Raw genomic sequence first — 19541 nt, 5'->3', positions numbered from 1 at the left:
CGCCGCCGCCACCAACGGCACGGCCGTGGCCGTCCCGACACGACCGCCGGGGGGTGACCACTTCGGATTTCGTGTGCGTTGGCGTATGCGCCGCCGTGTGCGCCCGCGTGGCCACCGTGGCCGGGCACGTCGCCGAGGTCGGCGAACTGATCGCCGGGACGACGCCTTCGCCGCCGCCGAGAACAGGAACGCCGTTCTCGACGGAGCGAAGAAGGGCGCGTCGATCGGGGCGGGGGTGTTGATCGGTTCCACGACCCTGGGCCTCGGGGCCAGCACATTCGCGGCGGAGACGACGAATGTCGGTCTCGACGAGATCGACAAGGAGCACATCAAAGGCCCCCTGATGGACCGGGTGCGGGAATACGTCGAGGACGGCGTCAAGGTCGACGAGCGGCGTTGAGCCGACCCCGGCTCAGACCGCGTGGTCCCGCAGCTTTCGCCGGACCCGATCCACCGCCTCGGTGTGCCGCTCCTTCAGGTAGATCGCGACCAGCTCCTCCCCCGCCTCGCGGGCACCGTCCAGGTCCCCCAGCGCCAGGTACGTGTCCACAAGGTTCTCCAGCGGCATCTTCCGGATGGCCTTCGACGGACCGCGCGTGAACAGCTCCAGCGACTCGCGGAAGTACCCCAGCGCCACGTCGTGGCGTTCGGCCGCCTGGTGCGCGACCCCGATGGAGTCCAGGATGGCCGCCCGCAGCTGGTCCTCCTCGGAGCCGCGGATCAGCTCCAGGGCCGTCTCGCAGGTCGCGACCGCGGCGTCCACGTCACCGAGCTCGCTGAGCACCATTGACTTGGTGTTCAACGCGACCGCCAACGCGAAGTCGTCGCCGCGGCGCCGCAACGCCGCCTCCGCGACGGCCAGCTTCGGCAGGACCGCCTTGGCGTCGCCCTGTTTCTGCGCGTACACCGACAGGGCGTTGGCGACGCCCGAGAACACGGCGACGGGAGCCTCGTCCGTGGCGACCGCCAGCGCGATGTCGACGTGCCCGACGACCTCGTCGAGGTCGCCGTGCAGCACGTGTGCCTTGGCGAGTTGGCAGTGGACGATGGCGCGCGCGGTGGTGTCGGGATTGTTGGCGGTGGCCGTCGCGGCGCGCCGCCACATGTCGATCTCCTCCTCGGCGTGGAAGCTGAGGTGGTGCAGGACCCGCATCATCCACGGCAGCTGCCAGACCCGGTCGCTCCAGCCGTGGCCTTCGGCGATGCGTTGCGCGTCGCGCAGGTTGCGGTGTTCCTCGCCGAACCAGTCGAAGGCCGCGTCCCGGTCGGTGAACGACAGCACCACGGCTCCGGGCTCGGGTTCGGCCATGGTGATGGGACTGGATCCCGTGACCAGCGGCGCCACGGCTGACCGGGCACTGTAGAGGTAGTGGTCCACCAGCCGGGCGTATGCCGCCGAGCTGTCGGGATTGGTGGCGTGCGCGCCCTCCATGGCGTACAGGTGGATGAGGTCGTGCATGCGGTAGCGGTGCGGCTTGAACTGCTCGATGAGGTGGGCTTCCTCCAGTTCCCGCAGCAGGGCCTTGCAGCGGTCCACGGGTTGCCCGGCGACGCTGGCGACGGCTTCCAGGCGCAGCCGACCCGCCGACATGAGTCCGATGTGGTTGAAGACCTCGGCGGCCTCGGGGCTGAGGGCGGCGCGGGAGGTGTCAAAGACGGCGCGCAGGTTGGAGGACAGCTCACCGGAGTCCAGTGTGTCCAGACGGGTGGTGGCCTCGCGCAGTTCGGCCGCGACCGTCTCCAGTGGGAAGTTGGGGTGGGCGTTGCCGTGGGCGGCGATGATGCCCAGGGCCAGCGGCAGACCGCCGCAGTGGTCGACGAGTTCGGCGGCCACGGCGGGTTCACAGGCCAGCCGGTTGGCTCCCAGGTGGGCGGCCAGGGCGGCGTGGGCGTCGTCGGGTTTCATGACGTCGAGCCGGACCCGGGTGGCGTCGTGGGAGGCCGACAGCGCGGGCAGGACGTGGCGGCTGGTGATGAGGGTGGTGCAGGTGGAGCCGCCGGGCAGCAGCGGGGTGAGCTGGCTGGACTCGCGGGCGTTGTCGAGGACGATCAGCATTCGCTTGTCGGCCAGCAGGCTGCGGTACAGGCCGATCTGCGCGTCCAGGTTGGAGGGTATGGCGTCGTCCTTGACACCGAGTCCCTGCAGCAGACCGAGGATCGCGACGCCGGGCGGCAGCGGCGCCGAGTGGGGGTCGAAGCCGCGCAGGTCGAGGTAGAGCTGGCCGTCGGGGAACCGGTCCAGGTTGTCGTGGGCCCAGCGCAGCACCAGCCAGGTCTTGCCGATGCCGCCGGGGCCGGTGACCACCGCGATCGGATCGCCGGTGGCGTCGAGGGTTTCCAGATCGTCGGCGCGACCGGCGAAGCGGCGGGGGGCGGCGGGCAACTGCCGGGGCACCGTCGCCGAGGGCGGCGCTGCGGCGGGTTCGGAGTCGGCTTCGGCGGTGAGGATCTGGCGGTGCAGTTCCCGCAGTCGCGGGCCCGGGTCGCTGCCGAGGCGTTCGGCCAGTTCCCGTCGCAGTCGTTCGTAGTGCTCCAGTGCCTCGGTCTGGCGGCCGCCCCGGTACAGGGCCAGCATCAGCTGGGCGGCGATGCGTTCGTCCCAGGGGAACCGGACGGCCAGCACGCGCAGGTCGGGCACCGTGCGGGCGTGCAGCCCGTGGCGCAGCAGCACGTCGTTGCGGTCCAGTTCGGCGGTCAGCCACTCGATCTCCAGGCCGCCGCACAGCGCGTCCAGGCCGGGGAAGTCCAGACCGTCGAAGGGATCGCCGGTCCACAGTGCCATGGCCTCGTCCCACTGCGCCACCGTCTCGGCGCCGGACACCAACTGCCGGAACCGATGCAGGTCGATCCGCTCGGGCGGGATGCTCAGGACGTAGCCGCCGTGGCGGTGTTCGATGTCGACGTCGGCGGCAACGGACAGCAGCTTGCGGACCCGGGACAGGTAGCTGTGCAGGGTACGGCGGGCGCGCTGCGGCGGCGCGTCGCCCCACAGGCCGTCGATCAGCCGCTCGGCGGTGACCGCCGTGTTGGGGTTGACCGCGAGCAACGCCAACACGGCGCGTTGCCGTGAGTGTCCGAAGTCGATGCGTTCGCCCTCGTGCCGGGCCTCGACGGCGCCCAGCAGCCGGATCTCCATGGCTACTGTCCGGTGCGCGGCACGAGGGCGCTGACCTCGGAATTCAACATATCGACAACCTTCCAGCAGCGGTGAGAACGCATAGTACAGACACTTCAACGTCCTTGCCACCCACGAGGTCCACCCATGGAAACCCTGCTGGACAAGACGCGGCGGCTCGCCGTCAGCGCCACCTCACCGAAACTCATCGTGACCGCGACCGCCGACGGTCAGGGAAACATCCGGGTCCGGTTCGCCGACAACGGCGTCGCCGGGCACTCCGAGGAGGCGCTGGCCGCCGAGATTACCGCCGCCGTACGTGGTGCCTTCAACGGTTACCGCAAGGGTCTGACCAGCATCATGGGCTCGGATCCGATGGCGGCCGAGAACCCGCGACTGCGGCCCGACGGCCCGGCGGCGAAACGTCGCCGCGAGTTCGTCGAGGCGGCCGGTGAGGTCAGCGCCCAGTCCACCTCCCCGGGCCGGGTGGTGCAGATGCGGTGGCGCGGCATCGACCAGATCGAGTTTCGGCTGCGTCCCGGCTCCGTCAGCCGCCTCGATCCGGTCGAGGAACGGCTCGCCACCGAGGTCAACGCGGTGATCGTGTCGACCCTCGCCGAGCGCCTGAAGGCGGCCGAGCAGAAGTTCGCCGAGCTCAACCCAACTTCGAAGGAGCGATGACCCATGCCCGATCCCGTAGCGGCGGAACTGTACGACCTGTGGAAGGCCGGGGCGGTGTCCCTGCCGATGGTCGCGGAGGTCTACGCGACCGCGGCCGGTGGCACCCACGCCACCGGCGAGGGCGACAAGGACGAGCAGGCCTTCGACCGCACCTCCAACGCCGGGGTCTTCGACCCCGCCGAACAGATGAAGGACACCATGTTCCCGCTCGGGACCGTCTATCCGATCTGGACCGAGCTGCGCGACACCCTGAACACGGTGCTGGCCAAGAGCGCCACCAACCTCTACGACACCGGCGAGGCGCTGGTGACCGTCAGCGAGAACTTCGCCGAGAAGGACGCCGGTGCGGCCGCCGATCTGGACGAGCTGCGCAAGAAGCATCTGGACAGTCAGGAACTGGACCAGCCGCCGGGGCGGCGGTTGGAGCCGCCCATGCCCGACGACTCGAAGACCCCGGGCCAGATCGACGGCGACAAGCCCGACGACAGTGACGTCGCCCGACCGTTCCGCTGAGATCCCAAGGAGCCGACATGTCCTATGAAGACGACGTCTCGACCATCAAGTCCAAGGCGGCGAAGATCCGGGAAATGGCCGCCGAGCTGTGGGCCGACATGGGTTGGGGCATCTTCAAGAGTCCCGACGACTACTACGGCGAGCTCGACTGGATCGGCGGCCAGTACAAGCCGTTCTACGAGCGCGACCCCAAGCCGCTGGAATCGATCCTGACCGACCTGGAGGGCGTCAAGTCGCAGCTGGAGGACCCGGTGACCGAGAAGATGGACACCGTCAAGGGCGACCTGCGGGACTGGCAGGGCACCGCCGCCGAGGCCTTCGTGGACAACTACCTGACGCCGTTTCCCAAGACCGTCACCAACCAGGTGGAGATCGTCGTCGAACTGCACGCGGCGATCCAGGCGTCGAAGGAGATCCTGGACCGGTCCCGCAAGGACGCCATCACGATCGCCGACAACACCATCGCCGCGTTGAACCGGGCCATGGAGATCGAGGACAAGAACGACGACGGCAGGGCGCTAACGATCATCGGCGCCGTCCTGGCGGTCGCCGCCGCCATCCCCACCGCGGGCACCAGCGTCGGTGCCTTCGCGCTGGGTATGGGGATGTTGGCCGGTGCCGCCGGGATCGCCGCGGCGGAGGTCGGGACCAGGCCGATCACCGGCACCGACCCGAACTCCATTTTGGAGCAGATGAACGACCAGCTCAGCTCGCTCGACTCCGGCATGACCCAGGAGGAGGACATCCTCGCCAAGATTCTGCACAAGGACGCCGACATCATCGACGCGAAGATGGACAAGATCCTGCCCGCCCGGCCCCAGATCGCCGACGACCCGGGCAGCAAGGAGTTCCAGCTCCCGACGAACCCGGGCAGCTGATCCTCCTCAGCGGCCGATCGAACCGTCGATGCGTTCGCGCAGGATGTCGAGGTGTCCGGCGTGCCGGGCGGTGTCCTCGATGGTGTGGACCAGGATCCAGCGCAGACACGGCGAGGGCTCACCCTCCCAGACGATCTGCTTGCCGGGCGCGCCCAGATCGGTGCACGCCTCGATGATCGCGTCGCAGCGTTCGTTGGCGGCGCGGTACTCGGCGATGACACTGTCGACGGAGTCGAGCTCGTCGGGCAGCGGCGAGTGTTCCCACTGTTCCTCGGCCTCGGCGGTGTAAGCCCACACGAACCAGTTGAGCTCCGCCGAGGTCAGGTGTTTGACCAGTCCCATCGGGCTGGTGCCGGACGGGACGCCGGGGTCGCTGGCCTGTTCGTCGCTGAGCCCGGAAAGCTTGGCGACCACCCGATCCCGCAGGTAGTTCAGGCAGGCCACCAGCGTCGCCTTCTCCTCGGTGAATCCCCTGGGCGGGGGAACATCCGTATCGGGGTTGATCATCGGATAACGATATATGCAACCGGGCCAGCTCCTGGATCGCGTGCTGGGATGGTGAACCGGGTTCGGCGACGTAGAGGATCAACCGCTGGTCCCGTTCGGGGACCAGCAGCACCTGGCACTCCACGTCGATGGGTCCCACCAGCGGGTGGTCGATGCGTTTGGACATGTTGCGGCGCACCTCGACCTCGTGTTCGGCCCAGATCTCGCCGAACTCGGGACTGGTGCGCAGCAGGTCGTCGATGAGGGTGCGCAGCGCGACGTCGTCGGGGTAGCGGGCCGCCGCCGCGCGCAGGTCGGCCACACAGGAACGGGCGAACCGCAGGTGGTCGGGGTCGGACAGCTGGGCGGCGCTCTCCTGGGCGAAGATGACCCGCACGATGTTGCCGCGCGTGCACTTCTCGCGGGGCAGGTTGGCCATGAAGGCGCGCGCCAGCGCGTTGGCGGCCAGCACCGTGTAACCGGCGTCCACGATGTAGGCGGGGACCTCGGTCATGGCCGCCAGCAGGTGGGTGATGCCGTCGGGGACGTCGCGGCTGGGCGCCGCCGACGGTTCCGGGGTCTCCCCCACCAGGTGGAACAGGTGGGCGCGTTCGTCGAGGTTGAGCATCAGCGCCCGGGCCAGCGCGTTGAGGACCTGCCGGGACGGCCTCGGCCCGCGGGCCTGTTCGAGCCGGATGTAGTAGTCGACCGACATGCCCGCCAGCTGCGCGACCTCTTGGCGGCGCAGGCCCGGGGTGCGTCGGCGGGTGCCGTCGGGCAGGCCGACGTTGCCGGGCTGGATCCTGCCGCGCCGGATCTTCAGGAAGGCGGCCAGTTCTTCGCGGTTCACAACGCCAAGCATGCCGCGAGGTCGGTGGCTCAGACAGGTACCGGCGATACCAGGTTAAGGGGGTCTCTGTTCGCGGGCCGGATTCGGACGCAAGGTGGCGGGCATGACGAACAACATCGCACTCATCACCGGCGCCAACAAGGGAATCGGTCTCGAGATCGCGCGCGGTCTCGGCACGGCGGGCCTGACGGTCCTGATCGGAGCCCGTTCGACCGAACGGGGCGAGACCGCCGCCGAGACACTGCGCGGCGAGGGCATCGACGCGCGGTTCTGCCAGCTGGAGGTCACCGACGCCGACAGCATCGCCGCCGCCGCGAAACGTATCGACGCGGAACATGGTCGACTCGACGTCCTGGTCAACAACGCCGGGATCACCCGGGTGGGCGAACCGGTCTGGAGCACCAGCGGACTCACCGTGGCGGCGGCGCGCGGGGTGCTGGAGGTCAACGTCCTGGGCGTTCTCGGGGTGACCAACGCGCTGCTGCCGTTGCTGCGCCGCTCCGCGGCGGCGCGGGTGGTGAACGTGTCCAGTGAGGTCGGTTCCAACACGGTGGCGCTGCACCGCAACGGCCCACTGTGGCATATCCAGGGCGGAATCTACGCGGCGTCCAAGGCGGCGCTGAACCGGCTCACGGTGTCCTACGCGAAGGAGTTCTGGGACTCCCCGATCCGGTTCAACGTGGTCACCCCCGGGTACTGCGCGACCGACCTCAACGATCACAGTGGACACCGGACGGCCGAGCAGGGCGCGGCGATCGCGGTGAAGGTCGCGCTCTTGGGCGCCGACAGCCCGAACGGTGGGTTCCACTCCGACGAGGAGCCGTGGCTGCTGACCAACGACGGCGTCGTGCCCTGGTAGGGACACCGAGACGGCGGGGCCGCGCGATGTGTCGCGCGGCCCCGCCGAGCCGTGCGGCTAGTTTCGGTCCCGCGCAAGGAAGTCCAGCACCAGGGCCGCGACCTCGTCCGGCCGTTCGCTCACCATGCCGTGGCTGCCGTCCACTTCAGTGACTTCGAGGTTGGGCCGGGTCTGGCGCACCGTCGCCAGGTCCCGGCGCAGTCCGGCCCGGTGGGCGGCCATCAGCGGCCCGAACTGGGGCGGCAGCCCGGGGAAGTCGCGAGTGGCCAGCAACATCAGGAACGGGACGGCCACGTCGTTCAGCACCGGGACGGCGTCGACGAACTCGGGCATCACCCGCAGCAGCCGCGCGGTGTCGGCGCCGAGACGGCTGTAGGTCTGACCGTCACGCTCGACGAGATCACGCTGAAGCCGGGCTTCGAAAACAGCCTCGCCTTCGTCCGGGGATCGCATGGCGCGCATGGCTTCCAGCTGTTCGGGTGGCACCGGCCGCTCCAGGGCGGCGGTCTGGGCGTCGAAGACCTCGGTGATGGCCTTCAGGTCGGCGCGCAGCGTCTCGGGGTCGAGGCCGTCGTAGTTGTGCTCGTGGGTGGCGGCGGAGCGGTGGCCGTCGATGCTGACCGCCGCCGGGCAGCCGGGGTTGTCCCGGGCCCACAGCGCGGACAGCATGCCGCCCAGCGAATGGCCCACGAGCGCGGGCTCGTCGAATCCGAAGTGGTCGGCCACGGCGCGGATGTCGGCGAGCAGGGACGCGGTGTCCCAGTCGCCGTCGCCGGAGTGGCCGTGGCCGCGCAGGTCGAAGGACACCACCCGGTGGGCGGGGGTCAGCCGGTTCGGGAAGTCCCGCCAGCCCAGCAGGTTTCCGCCGCCGCCGTGCAGCAGCAGGACGGGCGGGCCGTCGCCGCCGTGGTCGCGGGTGGCGATCGGGACGGATCCGGAGTGAATGGTCATGTCGGACATGCTGTGCCTCTCAAGGGTTCGGGGTGTCGGTCATGAGTGCGGCCAGCCGGGCCCGGATGGAGTCGACGTCGACGCCGCCGTCGGGGTGGCGGCGGAGTTTGTTCCGGTTGACGAGGTCGCCGACGCCCTGGCGGGTGATGCCGAGCATGGCTCCGGCGATCTCGTAGGGGACGTGGCGCCGCGACGGGTGACCCACCCGCCAGGCCACGACGCGGCCCAACGGGGTGGCCCACCACTGCCGGGAGGGTTCGACGGGTTCGTCGGCCGGGAACAGCATGGCGCTGAAGCGGACCGCGAGCATGACGGCGGCCTGGTGGTCGCCGCCGAGCATGACCTCGGCCCAGCCCCGGGCCGCGCGTTCGACCTGGGCGCGGGGTTTGGCCACCGCGTCGTCGGACTCCAGCAGGATCGCCAGCGGGTCGAGCAGGCGGTTGGTGGTCAGCCGCACCAGGTGCTCGGCCAGCCCGTCGACGGTCAACTCCACACTCACTTGACGGATCATAGCAAGTACTTTACATGATCTGTCAAGTGAAGGAAACCGAAAAAGCCAACGGAAGGTGAAAATTCAACGCCGACGAGGTGGCCGTCGTCCTATAAGATGACCCTCGCCCCTCGAGTCGCCGCACGCGGCTCAAACCTTTGCCCCACAAGACTCCGGAGGAACATCGCGATGGACTACACCGACGAGGTCGAGGACTACGAACCGGAGGACACGCTCGAGGGCTCCACCGAGGACGAACTGCTCGCCGAGGACGAGGACGTACTCGCCGACGACGAGGGTGAACCGGGCGCCTAGTTCTTCAACAGGTCGCGCACCCGCGCGGCGGCCTCGGCCACCGGCACGGTCTCGGTCTCCCCGGTGGCCCGCGAGGTGATCTCGACGCTGCCCGTCTTCAGTCCCCGGGCGCCGACCGTGACCCTAAACGGGATGCCGACCAGTTCGACGTCGGTGAGCTTGGCACCGGGACGGGCGTCGCGGTCGTCCAGGATGACGTCGGTGTCGGACAGCTGCCGGTACAGGTTCTCGGCGGCCTGACGCACCTCGTCGTCCTTTGTGCTCATCATGACCACGGCGACGGTGTAGGGCGCGACGTTGACCGGCCACTTGATGCCCGCCTCGTCGTGGTGGGCCTCGACGATGGCGGCGATGGCGCGCTCGACGCCGATGCCGTAGCTGCCCATGACCACCGGCACCGCCTTGCCGTTGGCATCCAAGACCTTGGCGTCCAGGACCTCGGAGTACTTGGTGCCCAGCTTGAAGATGTGCCCGACCTCGATCGTGCGGACCTCCTCCAGCGGCTGCCCGCATTCGGGGCACGCCTCGCCCGGCTGGGCCCGGCGCAGGTCCAGCCACCGGCCGACGGTGATGTCGCGGTCGACGTCGACACCGCGCAGGTGGACCTCGTCGCGGTTGGCGCCCGTGGTCATGTTGACCCGGCCGCGCAGCGCCTCGTCGGCGAGGATCGGCAGGTCACTGACGGCAACGGCGCCAAGGCTTCCGGCCGACGCGCCCAGGTGGGAGTGGATCTCGCCGGGCTCGGCGGGACGCAGGCTCACCGCCCCGGTGGCGTCGACGAGCTTCTGCTCCACGAGCTCGTGGTCGCCGCGCAGCAGTACCAGGGTCACGGTCTCGTCGATGACGTAGACCAGCGTCTTGATCTGGCGATCGGCGGCCACGTCGTGCCGCTCGGCCAGGTCGGCGATGGTGCGCACCTCGGGGGTGTCGAACGGGGTCACCTCGGCGCTGTCCTCGTCGGGCGCCGGTGCCAGCCGGGAGGTGGCGGTCTCGACGTTGGCGGCGTAACCGCAGCCGCAACGCATGACGAGGTCCTCACCGGACGGTGCCGGGCTCATGAACTCGGTGGAGCCGCTGCCGCCCATGGTGCCGCTGGAGGCGTCGACCGGGATGGCGGGAATGCCGAGCCGCTCGAAGATCCGCAGGTAGGCCCCGCGGTGCTTGTCGAAGGCGGCGTCGAGTCCGGCGGCGTCCAGGTCGAAGCTGTAGGAGTCCTTCATGGTGAACTCGCGCACCCGCAACAGCCCACCCTTGGGCCGGGGTTCGTCGCGGAACTTGGTCTGGAACTGGTACCAGATCTGCGGCAGTTGCTTGTACGAGTTCAGCTCGGTGGCGATGGAGGTGAAGATCTCCTCGTGGGTCATGCCCAGTGCCAGCTGCGCGCCCTTGCGGTCCTTCAGCCGGAACATCTCCGAGCCCATCACGTCCCACCGGCCGCTGGCGTGCCAGATCTCGGCGGGATGCATCGCGGGCAACAGGAACTCCTGGGCCCCGATGCGGTCCAGTTCCTCGCGGATCACCGCCATGATCTTGGCCCGCACCCGGATGGCCAGCGGCAGCAGCGAATAGTGCCCCGCCGCGAGCTGCCGGATGAAACCGGCCCGCACCAGACGCTGGTGGCTCGGCGCCTCGGCCTCGGCGGGAAAGTCGCGCAGCGTCGGAGCGTACAGTGTGGACCATCGCATGTGGTGACCTCGGAAGTCGTGTCGAACGGAATGCCCGGGTGCGCAGATCCTGCGCGGGCCCCGAGGCGAGTCTAGGCCCGCGCCTCCGGGGCCCGACGGGCCCCGGAGCGCGTCGGTCTCAGCTGTCCAGCAGCCCGGCCGTGTAGGCGGCGCTGACGGCCTCGGTGCGGCTGGTGACGCCGAGTTTGGCCATCACCCGCGACAGGTGGACGCTGACGGTCTTGTCGCTGATGAACAGTTCGGCGCCGACCTGCTTGTTGGTGTGGCCCACCGCGACCAGCTTCAGTACCGCCAGTTCGCGGTCGGTGAGCAGACCGTTGGCCGGGGCGGCTGCCGAGGCTTCGCCGCGCAGCCTCGCCCGGCGGGTCAGCGCGGCCACGGCCTTGCGCAGCGGCGCGGCGTCCAGCTTGTCGGCGGTCTTGGCGGCCAGCGCCAACTGGGTGGCGGCTTCCTCCCGGTCGGCGCGGTTGCCGCCCGCCAGCAGCGCCTCGGCCAGCCGCCACCGGCCGATGGCCTGCCGGTAGATCTCGCCGTAACCGAAGGCCGCCACGGCTTCGCGCCACAGCGCCGGGTCGGAGGCGCCGCGCAGCCGGGCGGTCTCGGCGTCGATCTGCCGCAGCCAGGCGATGCCCTCGGGTCCGACGGTGCCCGAGTTGACCTGGCCCGCGTCGAAGACCCGGTGCCCGACCGCGGCCAGCCGCTCCCCCGCCGCGACGGCGGCGGACGCGGCGGCGGTGTCCTTCGCGCTCCGGGCCTCCTCGGCGACATCGGCATACGCGGCGATGCCCACCGCGGCCAGCGAAACGGTGGCGAAGTGGTTCTCCTGGAACTGCCCCAGCTGTTCGATGGCGCACTCGGCGAACGCGGCGGCCCGGTCGGGATCGCCGTGGTGTCCCGCCAGTTCGGTGCCGGTGAGTCCGACCAGGGTCAGCACCTGCAAGTCCAGGTGCCAGCGCTCCCGCAGGTGTGCCACCCGCCGGTCGGCGATGTCGAAGCGGCCCCGGCCGACACTGACCAGCAGACCCGCCGCCGTGACCCGGGTGACGACCATGCCGGACACCGACTCGCCGACGAGTTCGGTCGCCACCTCGGCCCCGTCCCAGTCCCCGGCCATGTAGCGGGTGATGCCCTGCACGACCCGCAGCTCCAGTCCGTGCCCGCCCCAGGTGACGCCGAGTTCGGCGGCGCGTTCCACACCCCGGTCGATCGGGACCAGCGCGTCGGTCAGCCGTCCGGCCTCCAGCAGCACCAGGCCGCACATGTAGTGGGCCCGCAGTTCCATCTCCGAGGAACCGGCCCTGCGGGCCAGCTCCGCCGCCTCGTTGATCCGCTCGACGACGGTGTCGACGTCGTGGGTGTCGCGGTCCGCGGCCATGACCCGGGTGACGCGCGCGTCGGCCTCGGCGGCCAGCAGTCGACACCGCTCCTTGTCGTCGGTGCCGTCGGACAGCGCGGCGGCGGCCTGGGCGGTCTCGATGGCGGCCGCGGCCAGTTCGGCGGCCTTGTCCCGGTAGCGGTTGGCCCGGTAGGCGCGGGCCATGGTGGCGTGCAGCCTGGCCTTACCCGCGCTGGGTGCGGTGTCGGCGATCGAATCCCAGGCTTCCCGCACCACGGCGAGGGCCTGGCCCTGTTGCCCGTCCAGACCCAGCTGGAACTCCGCGAGCCGACGGCGTTTCTCCGCCGCGTGGACGACGTCGCCGAGCCGGTCGGCCAGGTCGATGGCGGCGCGGCTGTGGGCCACGGCCCGGTCGGGTTCGCCCGAGGCTCCGGCGGCCCACGCCGACCACACCATCAGTTCCAGTTCGTCGCTGCCGCTGACCTTCTCGGGTTCGGCGACGGCGCTCCACAGTTGCAGGGCGCGTTCGGTGTGGATGAGGACCTCGGCGGGGGCTCCCATCTCCTCGGCCTGTTCGGCCGCCGCGACCGACGCGGCCAGGGCGGTGGGCAGGTCGTGGCTTTCCATGCTGTGGCGGGCCAGTTCGGCGGCCCGGGCGCCGGGTTCGGTCTTCATCGCCTCGGCGACCCGGCCGTGCAGCCGGGAGCGTTCACCGGGCAGCAGGTCGTGGTAGACGGCCTCGTGCAGCAGCGCGTGCCGGAACGAGTAGGACTCGGTGGCCTCGTCGATGGTCAGGACGTTGTGGGCGACGGCCTCGCGCAGCGCGAGGTCGAGTTCGTCGGGCGTCAGATCGGCGACGGCGGACAGTCGCCGGTGCTTGAAGTCGCGGCCCATCACCGAGGCCAACCGGATCGCCTTCTGTGCCGGGGCCGAGAGTCGTTCGACGCGGGCCAGCAGCACCTCGGCCAGTTCCCGGGGGACGTCGGCGGTGGCGGCCGAGACCAGTTCCTCGGCCAGGAAGGCGTTGCCCTCGCTGCGTTCGGCGATCGCGCGCATCACGGTCTCGGACACGTCCACGGTGGACAGCGAGCGGACGAACACGTCGATGTCGGTGGCGGCGAAGGGCTCCAGGTGCAGCCGGTCGACGTGCGGCAGCCGCACCAGTTCGGCCAGCAGCGGCCGCAGCGGGTGGCGGCGGTGCAGGTCGTCGGAGCGGACGGTGGCGATGATGAGCAGCCGCTGCTGGGTCAGTCGGGCCAGCAGGAAGCTGAGCAGTTCCCGGCTGGAGCGGTCGGCCCAGTGCAGGTCCTCGAAGGCCAGTACCACGGTCTTGTCGGCGGCCAGCCGGTCGATCACGGAACGCAGCGCGTCGAACAGCCGCAGCTGGCCGAGGTCGCGTTCGCCGCCGCGACCGCCGTCGCCGGGTTCACGGCCGGGTATCAGGCGCAGCAGCGCGTCGCTGCCGGTGACGAGTTCGGGGTCGTACTCGAAGATCTGGTCGCTGATCTCGGCGAACGGCAGGTAGGGCAGCGCCGATTCGCCGGTGTCGAGGCAGCGTCCGACGAACACCAGGTCGCCGTCCTCGCGGGCCTTGTCGAGCAGCTCCGACAGGACGCGGGACTTGCCGACGCCCGCGTCTCCGGACAGCAGCAACGCGCCAGGCCGCTTCGACCTGGCGCGTTCCAATGCCGTGTTCAATATGCGCATCTCCGCCCGGCGGGCTACCAGCGGGATTCCTGTTCCAAGTCGGGCCATGTCCGCCATGCTGACACAGCCTCTCTCAGATAAGCCGCTCGAGACGTCGGTGTGAGCCGTGCGCCCGTGACGAGCGGAACAGCCGCGCCTTGAGACCACGTCGCACGGGCTTGGTTTCCCGGGCCTGACGGGCCAGCCGGAAGGCGTTGGCGTCCTCGATCATCGAGTTGATGCGCTGGTTGGCAATTTCGTAGTCGTAACTCACTGTGTGCTCCTTGTTGACCTGCCACCGTCGTTCGGTGTGAGACCAACTTTCGGCCTAAGGGCGCCCGGGGTGCATCGGGCAAGCACCTCGGCTGTGGGCCTTAGGACGCCTTACCCGGCCTTACCCGGGGCCCTCGGGGTAAGGCCGGGTAAGGCGTCGCGGAAATTCGGTTGCCGCGCGGCGCCCACGGTGTTGTAATGCCCAGGTCAGATCCGTCTACGAGGAGGCCGACATGCGAGCCGCTGTCAAGTTCACCCAGCTGCTTATCGCCGCCCACGTAGAGGACTTGACGCTTGACATCGCTGAACCTGGGGATCGTCGCCCATGTTGACGCCGGAAAGACCAGCCTGACCGAACGGCTGCTGTACGACGCGGGCGTCATCGACGCCGTCGGACGCGTCGACGACGGTAGTACCCACACCGACTCACTCGCGCTGGAACGCCAGCGCGGCATCACCATCAAATCCGCCGTGGTGTCGTTCGCGCTCAACGGCGTGGACGTCAATCTCATCGACACGCCCGGCCACCCGGACTTCATCGCCGAGGTGGAGCGGGTGCTGAGTGTGCTGGACGGCGCGGTGTTGGTGGTGTCTGCCGTCGAGGGCGTGCAGGCGCAGACGCGGGTGCTGCTGCGCACGCTGCGCCGCCTGCGGGTGCCGACGCTGATCTTCGTCAACAAGATCGACCGTTCCGGCGCCGCCTATGAGGCCACACTGGACAATATTCACCGCAAGCTGACCGACGCGAGCATCGCGATGGGCACGGTGTCGGCACCGGGTGTCCGCGACGCGGAGTTCACGCCGTTTCAGCTGGGAGACAACGGTTTCACCGAGGCACTGGCCGATGTGCTCACCGTCAACGACGACGAGCTGCTGGCCGCCTTTGTAGACGGTGAACCGGCACCCGAGCGGGTGTGGAAGTCGCTGGCCGCCCAGACCCAGGCGGGGCTGGTGCATCCGGTGTACTTCGGGTCGGCGATGACCGGCTCGGGAGTGGCGGCGTTGAGCCGCGGCATCACCGAGCTGCTGCCGCCGGCCGTCGGCGCCGTGGACGGCGAGGTGTCGGCCAGCGTGTTCAAGGTCGATCGTGGACCGTCGGGCCAGAAGCTCGCCTACGCGCGGATCTTCGCCGGACAGCTGCGGGTGCGCGACAAGGTGCGTTACGGCACCGGCAAGTCCGACAAGGTGACCGGGCTCGGGCTGTTCGCCGACGGCACGGTCTCCGCCGCCGAATCGGTCGGCGCCGGACGCATCGCACTGGTGACCGGACTGGCCGAGGTCAACATCGGTGACGCGATCGGTGTCCCGCCGAGTGTGCGGGCGAAGCACCACTTCGCGCCGCCGAGCCTGGAGACCGTCGTGGTGCCCGTGACCGAGTCCGACAAGGGACGGATGCACGACGCGCTGACGATCCTGTCCGAACAGGACCCGCTGATCAACCTGCGCCGTGACGACATCCGCGACGAGACCTCGGTGTCGCTGTACGGCGAGGTGCAGAAGGAGGTCATCGAGGCCACGCTCGCCGAGGAGTTCGGGGTCGCGGTCGACTTCCGCGAGTCGTCCACCATCCACATCGAACGGCCGGTCGGCACCGGGCGGGCGTACGAGGCCATCCAGTACGGCAAGCCGTTCCTGGCCGGGATCGGCCTGCTGGTGGAACCGGCGCCGGTGGACTCCGGGGTGGAGTTCCGGCTGGGCTTCGAGCAGCTGGGGCGACTGCCGCTGGCGTTCATCAAGGCGATCGAGGAGACCGTGTACACCACCCTCGCCGAGGGCCTGTACGGCTGGCGGGTGACCGACTGCGTCGTCACGCTGTACCGCTCGGGCTACTTCCCCCGGATGAGCAAGCCGCACCAGAAGTTCGACAAGTCGCTGTCCAGCACCGCCGGTGACTTCCGGAACCTGACGCCGCTGGTGCTCATGGACGCGTTGCGTGCCGCGACCACCCGGGTGTACGAGCCGATGCACCACTTCGACCTGGAGCTGCCGACCGACACCTTCGGCGCGGTGATGCCGGTGCTGTCGCGGCTGCGGGCGGTCGTCCACACGACCACCACCCACCGCGACACCTACGTCCTGGACGGGGAGATCCCGGCGGCCCGGGTGCACGAACTGGAGCAGCAGCTTCCCGCGCTGACGAGCGGCGAGGGCATGTTCGCCGGTGCCTTCGACCACTACCGGCGGGTGCTCGGTGAGGTGCCGACACGGCCCCGTACCGACAACGATCCGCTCCACCGGGACGAGTACATGCTGCGGGTGCAGCGGCGTGTGCGAGGTCTGTAGAAGACTTCTCGCCGCCGGTGTCGATACGGCACCATGTGGTTCGTGTAGAGGGTGACCAAGGAGGTTGAGATGAAGCACTACCTGCTCACCATGTACCAGCCGCAGGGCGAGATCCCGCCGCCCGAGGTGCTCGACCCGATCATGGCCGAGCTGGGCGAACTCGCCCAGGAGATGCGGGACGCCGGGGCGTGGGTGTTCGGCAACGGCCTGCACGACCCGAGCACCGCGACCGTCCTGCACTACAAGAACGACGAGCTGGTCACCACCGACGGCCCCTACATCGAGGGCAAGGAGTACATCGGCGGCTTCGACATCATCAGGGCCGCCGACCTGGACGCCGCCCTCGAATGGGGCCGCAAGCTGGCCCGCATCGTCGGGCTGCCGATCGAGGTGCGGCCGTTCCAGGGTGAGGTCGAGTGACCACGCCGCCCGTGGACGTCGCGGGCGTGTTCCAACGCGAGCACGCCCGCGCCGTTTCCGTCCTCATCGGAGTCTTCGGCGACATCGACATCGCCGAGGAGGCCGTCGCCGACGCCTTCACCGAGGCGGTGCGGCGCTGGCCCGACACGGGCCTGCCGCCCAGCCCGGCCGGGTGGATCATCACCACCGCCCGCAACCGGGCCATCGACCGGCTGCGACGCGAATCGGTCCGGGACGAGAAGCACGCGCAGGCGGCGCTCGTCCACTCCCCCGACACCCCACCCCCGGAGGGCCCCGTGCGCGACGACCGGCTGCGCCTCATCTTCACCTGCTGCCATCCGGCGCTGGCCCCGGCGGCGCGGATCGCGTTGACGCTGCGGTTGCTGGGCGGACTGTCCACCGTCGACATCGCCCGTGCCTTCCTGGTGTCGGAGGCGACGATGGCCCAGCGGCTGGTGCGCGCCAAGGGAAAGATCCGCGACGCCCGCATCCCGTACCGGATTCCCGACGACGCCGACCTGCCCGACCGGCTGCGGTCGGTGCTGACCGTGGTGTACCTGATCTTCAACGAGGGTTACGCCGCCGCGACCGGCACCGACCTGACCCGCGACGACCTGTGCGTCGAGGCGATCCGGCTGGGGCGGCTGCTGGTGGAGCTCATGCCCGACGAACCCGAGGCGGTGGGGCTGCTGGCGTTGATGCTGCTGTCGCGGTCGCGGCGGGCCGCGCGCACCGGCCCGGACGGGTCACTGGTACCGCTGTCCGAACAGGACCGGTCGCTGTGGGACCGCGAGCTGGTCGCCGAGGGGCAGGGGCTGGTCCGGTTGTGCCTGCGGCGGGATCGGCCGGGTCCGTTCCAGATCCAGGCCGCCATCAACGCCGTCCACAGTGATGCGTCCAGTGTCGCCGACACCGACTGGCGGCAGATCCTGACCCTGTACGACCAGTTGACGGTGCACGCGCCCAGCCCGGTGGTCGCGCTCAACCGGGCCGTCGCGCTGGCCGAAGTGGCCGGAGCCGAGGCGGCACTGTCCGAAGTCGAGCGGCTGGCGCTGGAGAAGCACCACCTGTACCACGCGATCCGCGCTGACCTGTTGCGGCGCTTGGGAAGACGGGACGAGGCCCGCGCCGCCTACGACGCGGCGATCGCCCGCTCGGCCAACGCGACCGAGCGGGCGTATCTGAGTTCGCGACGTGGCGAAATCAGCGCCGGGTGAACTCCATGATCCAGTTGGTCTCCCAGGTCTGTTCCCCGTCGCCGGAGTAGGCCTGCTCCCACCGGGCCGAGGTCGGGGTGATCCGCGTCCACAGGAACCGGCAGCGCACCGGCTTGCCGTCGCCGGTGACGTCGTCGCCGTAGAGCGTGCCCACACCGTCGCTGAAGCCGCCGCTCACCGGCGGGCCCATGAGCCCGTCACGGCTGGAGATCCAGTAGACCGACCACCGGTCGGCCTTCGGCTCGTAGCTGCTGATGGTGAAACCGGACGAGCCCAGCGTCGGGAAGGTGATCTCGTCGACGTTCCCGCTGCCGTCGAAGAAGGCGCGGCAGGAGGACCGCGCGGGGAACTCCCGCCAGTCGTCGCTGCCGACCAGGTGCTTCGTCAGCTGCCGGTTCGCCACCTCCCATTCGCCGTGGAGGAAGTCGAAGTCCTTGCTCATCGTCGGTTGCCTTTCCGTTCGTGGACATTGTCGAAACGCGGGCGAAGGCTAACCGGGCACCACTGACATCTATTGTCAGTGAATGCGAGCGAGTCGGATTCTTTCGCTGTTGCTGTTGCTTCAGAACCGCGGTCGTCTCACCGCCGCCCAGCTCGCCGAGGAGCTGGAGGTGTCGGTGCGCACCGTCTACCGCGACATCGAGGCGCTGCACGAGGCCGGGGTGCCGCTGTACGGCGAGGCCGGGCACGCGGGCGGGTACACGCTGCTGGGGGGCTACCGCACCCGGCTGACCGGCCTGACCGGCGCCGAGGCCGAGGCGCTGTCGCTGGCGGGGCTCGGCGACTCGGCCGCCGAACTGGGCATCGGCGCGGCGATGGCGACCGCGCAGCTGAAGTTGCAGGCGGCGCTGCCGGAGGAACTGCGCGACCGGGCGGTGCGACTGCGGGAACGGTTCCACCTGGACGCGGCGCAGTGGTACCGGGAGGCCGACTCCTCCCCGTTCCTGTCGACGGTGGCCCAGGCGGTGTGGGAACAGCGCCGCATCCGGGTCCGCTACAGCCGCTGGCGCGAACCCACCGAAGTGGAGCGGACGTTGGAGCCTTACGGGATCGTGCTGAAGGCGGGCCGCTGGTACACGGTGGCGCGCGGCTCGTCGCGGATCGGCACGTACCGGGTGAAACAGATCCTGTCGCTGGACCTGACCGAGGAGCGGTTCCGGCGACCGTCCGACTTCGACCTGGCCCAGTACTGGCGGCAGCGGCTGGAGGAGTTCCACTCGCAGTTGCACCGCGACGAGGCGGTGGTGCGGGTGAGCGCGCGGGGCGCCGAACAGGTCCCGCACTGTCTCAGTCAGGCCGCCGCCGAGGCGGTCGCCGCCGGTTCGGCCGACGCCGAGGGCCGCGTCACGGCGACCATCCCGATGGAGTCGGTGGGCGCGTTGGAGACGCAGCTGTTGCAGCTCGGTGCCGAGGTCGAGGTCCTGGCTCCGGTGGAACTGCGGCAGCGCCTGACGGACACGGTCCGCCGGACGCTCGCGCTGTACGAATGTCAGACCTCGTGAC

At 69.9% G+C, this 19541-nt stretch carries 18 protein-coding genes and 1 pseudogene; 10 read left to right on the top strand and 9 right to left on the bottom strand.

Annotated features, from left to right (window positions below; genetic code table 11):
• Positions 1–85 precede the first annotated feature (85 nt).
• Positions 86–400: a hypothetical protein gene (locus tag SNAS_RS35060; RefSeq protein WP_013017037.1), complete on the top strand. Its 315-nt coding sequence runs from the start codon at positions 86–88 to the stop codon at positions 398–400.
• 12 nt (positions 401–412) lie between these two features.
• On the opposite strand, the gene SNAS_RS08715 is transcribed toward SNAS_RS35060, so the two are convergent.
• A complete protein-coding gene (locus SNAS_RS08715) occupies positions 413–3136 on the bottom strand; it encodes an AfsR/SARP family transcriptional regulator (protein ID WP_013017036.1) in 2724 nt (907 codons plus the stop codon).
• 126 nt (positions 3137–3262) lie between these two features.
• Here SNAS_RS08715 and SNAS_RS08710 point away from each other — a divergent pair, with 126 nt between their 5' ends.
• The 3 genes from SNAS_RS08710 to SNAS_RS32560 are packed head-to-tail and all read left to right on the top strand — an operon-like array spanning position 3263 to position 5187.
• On the top strand, positions 3263–3796 hold the full coding sequence (locus tag SNAS_RS08710; RefSeq protein ID WP_013017035.1) for a hypothetical protein: 534 nt from the start codon (positions 3263–3265) through the stop codon (positions 3794–3796).
• 3 nt (positions 3797–3799) lie between these two features.
• Entirely contained in the window at positions 3800–4309 is a 510-nt protein-coding gene (locus tag SNAS_RS08705; protein WP_013017034.1) for a hypothetical protein, read from the top strand.
• Positions 4310–4326: 17 nt separating this feature from the next.
• Complete coding sequence (locus SNAS_RS32560; protein WP_013017033.1) at positions 4327–5187, top strand: hypothetical protein; 861 nt, start codon at positions 4327–4329, stop codon at positions 5185–5187.
• A gap of 6 nt (positions 5188–5193) precedes the next feature.
• On the opposite strand, the gene SNAS_RS37535 is transcribed toward SNAS_RS32560, so the two are convergent.
• Together SNAS_RS37535 and SNAS_RS33875 are read right to left on the bottom strand one after the other, a co-directional pair.
• On the bottom strand, positions 5194–5694 hold the full coding sequence (locus SNAS_RS37535; RefSeq protein WP_144300438.1) for a DinB family protein: 501 nt from the start codon (positions 5692–5694) through the stop codon (positions 5194–5196).
• A 37-nt stretch (positions 5695–5731) separates the two neighbouring features.
• Positions 5732–6535: pseudogene (locus SNAS_RS33875) on the bottom strand (helix-turn-helix transcriptional regulator); the annotation flags it as partial.
• A 91-nt stretch (positions 6536–6626) separates the two neighbouring features.
• On the opposite strand from SNAS_RS33875, the gene SNAS_RS08685 reads away from it, so the two are divergent.
• Positions 6627–7382 (top strand): SDR family oxidoreductase, encoded by a 756-nt coding sequence (locus SNAS_RS08685; RefSeq protein WP_013017031.1) that lies wholly within the window; start codon positions 6627–6629, stop codon positions 7380–7382.
• A gap of 57 nt (positions 7383–7439) precedes the next feature.
• On the opposite strand, the gene SNAS_RS08680 is transcribed toward SNAS_RS08685, so the two are convergent.
• The gene (locus SNAS_RS08680) at positions 7440–8333 is read right to left on the bottom strand and encodes an alpha/beta fold hydrolase (protein WP_169313865.1); all 894 of its coding nucleotides are present in this window, start codon (positions 8331–8333) and stop codon (positions 7440–7442) included.
• 19 nt (positions 8334–8352) lie between these two features.
• Positions 8353–8844 (bottom strand): hypothetical protein, encoded by a 492-nt coding sequence (locus SNAS_RS08675; protein WP_013017029.1) that lies wholly within the window; start codon positions 8842–8844, stop codon positions 8353–8355.
• Positions 8845–9012: 168 nt separating this feature from the next.
• Between SNAS_RS08675 and SNAS_RS37145 the strand changes: the two genes are divergently transcribed.
• Complete coding sequence (locus SNAS_RS37145) at positions 9013–9138, top strand: hypothetical protein (RefSeq protein ID WP_013017028.1); 126 nt, start codon at positions 9013–9015, stop codon at positions 9136–9138.
• On the opposite strand, the gene SNAS_RS08670 is transcribed toward SNAS_RS37145, so the two are convergent.
• The 3 genes from SNAS_RS08670 to SNAS_RS08660 form a co-directional block, all read right to left on the bottom strand.
• Positions 9135–10823 carry a proline--tRNA ligase gene (locus tag SNAS_RS08670; RefSeq protein WP_013017027.1) on the bottom strand — a complete coding sequence of 563 codons (1689 nt, stop codon included), beginning with the start codon at positions 10821–10823 and terminating at the stop codon, positions 9135–9137. The genes SNAS_RS37145 and SNAS_RS08670 overlap by 4 nt on opposite strands.
• Before the next feature lie 118 nt (positions 10824–10941).
• Positions 10942–13914, bottom strand: coding sequence for a helix-turn-helix transcriptional regulator (locus tag SNAS_RS08665; RefSeq protein ID WP_169313864.1), 2973 nt, complete (start codon positions 13912–13914; stop codon positions 10942–10944).
• Positions 13915–13939: 25 nt separating this feature from the next.
• On the bottom strand, positions 13940–14119 hold the full coding sequence (locus SNAS_RS08660) for a hypothetical protein (RefSeq protein WP_013017025.1): 180 nt from the start codon (positions 14117–14119) through the stop codon (positions 13940–13942).
• Between the two features lie 293 nt (positions 14120–14412).
• Between SNAS_RS08660 and SNAS_RS08655 the strand changes: the two genes are divergently transcribed.
• The 3 genes from SNAS_RS08655 (at position 14413) to SNAS_RS08645 (ending at position 18038) form a co-directional block, all read left to right on the top strand.
• Complete coding sequence (locus tag SNAS_RS08655) at positions 14413–16401, top strand: elongation factor G (protein WP_013017024.1); 1989 nt, start codon at positions 14413–14415, stop codon at positions 16399–16401.
• A gap of 69 nt (positions 16402–16470) precedes the next feature.
• On the top strand, positions 16471–16821 hold the full coding sequence (locus SNAS_RS08650) for a YciI family protein (protein ID WP_013017023.1): 351 nt from the start codon (positions 16471–16473) through the stop codon (positions 16819–16821).
• Positions 16818–18038 carry an RNA polymerase sigma factor gene (locus SNAS_RS08645; RefSeq protein WP_013017022.1) on the top strand — a complete coding sequence of 407 codons (1221 nt, stop codon included), beginning with the start codon at positions 16818–16820 and terminating at the stop codon, positions 18036–18038. Before SNAS_RS08650 ends, SNAS_RS08645 begins: the two co-directional genes overlap by 4 nt.
• On the opposite strand, the gene SNAS_RS08640 is transcribed toward SNAS_RS08645, so the two are convergent.
• Positions 18025–18480: a hypothetical protein gene (locus SNAS_RS08640; RefSeq protein ID WP_013017021.1), complete on the bottom strand. Its 456-nt coding sequence runs from the start codon at positions 18478–18480 to the stop codon at positions 18025–18027. The two genes, SNAS_RS08645 and SNAS_RS08640, sit on opposite strands and share 14 nt — an antisense overlap.
• Positions 18481–18562: 82 nt before the next feature.
• Between SNAS_RS08640 and SNAS_RS08635 the strand changes: the two genes are divergently transcribed.
• Positions 18563–19540: a helix-turn-helix transcriptional regulator gene (locus SNAS_RS08635; RefSeq protein ID WP_013017020.1), complete on the top strand. Its 978-nt coding sequence runs from the start codon at positions 18563–18565 to the stop codon at positions 19538–19540.
• Position 19541 lies beyond the last annotated feature (1 nt).

Source organism: Stackebrandtia nassauensis DSM 44728, assembly GCF_000024545.1.
Classification (GTDB): Bacteria; Actinomycetota; Actinomycetes; order Mycobacteriales; family Micromonosporaceae; genus Stackebrandtia; species Stackebrandtia nassauensis.
The sequence above is the reverse complement of the archived record's forward strand: the minus strand, read 5'-3'. Positions and strand labels throughout refer to the sequence as shown.

What these genes read in the sequence shown, in the direction of transcription:
- SNAS_RS35060 (WP_013017037.1), top strand. Translation starts at nt 86, where the DNA reads ATGCGCCGCCGTGTGCGCCCGCGTGGCCACCGTGGCCGGGCACGTCGC.
- SNAS_RS08715 (WP_013017036.1), bottom strand. Translation starts at nt 3,136, where the DNA reads ATGGAGATCCGGCTGCTGGGCGCCGTCGAGGCCCGGCACGAGGGCGAA.
- SNAS_RS08710 (WP_013017035.1), top strand. Translation starts at nt 3,263, where the DNA reads ATGGAAACCCTGCTGGACAAGACGCGGCGGCTCGCCGTCAGCGCCACC.
- SNAS_RS08705 (WP_013017034.1), top strand. Translation starts at nt 3,800, where the DNA reads ATGCCCGATCCCGTAGCGGCGGAACTGTACGACCTGTGGAAGGCCGGG.
- SNAS_RS32560 (WP_013017033.1), top strand. Translation starts at nt 4,327, where the DNA reads ATGTCCTATGAAGACGACGTCTCGACCATCAAGTCCAAGGCGGCGAAG.
- SNAS_RS37535 (WP_144300438.1), bottom strand. Translation starts at nt 5,694, where the DNA reads ATGATCAACCCCGATACGGATGTTCCCCCGCCCAGGGGATTCACCGAG.
- SNAS_RS08685 (WP_013017031.1), top strand. Translation starts at nt 6,627, where the DNA reads ATGACGAACAACATCGCACTCATCACCGGCGCCAACAAGGGAATCGGT.
- SNAS_RS08680 (WP_169313865.1), bottom strand. Translation starts at nt 8,333, where the DNA reads ATGACCATTCACTCCGGATCCGTCCCGATCGCCACCCGCGACCACGGC.
- SNAS_RS08675 (WP_013017029.1), bottom strand. Translation starts at nt 8,844, where the DNA reads ATGATCCGTCAAGTGAGTGTGGAGTTGACCGTCGACGGGCTGGCCGAG.
- SNAS_RS37145 (WP_013017028.1), top strand. Translation starts at nt 9,013, where the DNA reads ATGGACTACACCGACGAGGTCGAGGACTACGAACCGGAGGACACGCTC.
- SNAS_RS08670 (WP_013017027.1), bottom strand. Translation starts at nt 10,823, where the DNA reads ATGCGATGGTCCACACTGTACGCTCCGACGCTGCGCGACTTTCCCGCC.
- SNAS_RS08665 (WP_169313864.1), bottom strand. Translation starts at nt 13,914, where the DNA reads ATGGCCCGACTTGGAACAGGAATCCCGCTGGTAGCCCGCCGGGCGGAG.
- SNAS_RS08650 (WP_013017023.1), top strand. Translation starts at nt 16,471, where the DNA reads ATGAAGCACTACCTGCTCACCATGTACCAGCCGCAGGGCGAGATCCCG.
- SNAS_RS08640 (WP_013017021.1), bottom strand. Translation starts at nt 18,480, where the DNA reads ATGAGCAAGGACTTCGACTTCCTCCACGGCGAATGGGAGGTGGCGAAC.
- SNAS_RS08635 (WP_013017020.1), top strand. Translation starts at nt 18,563, where the DNA reads ATGCGAGCGAGTCGGATTCTTTCGCTGTTGCTGTTGCTTCAGAACCGC.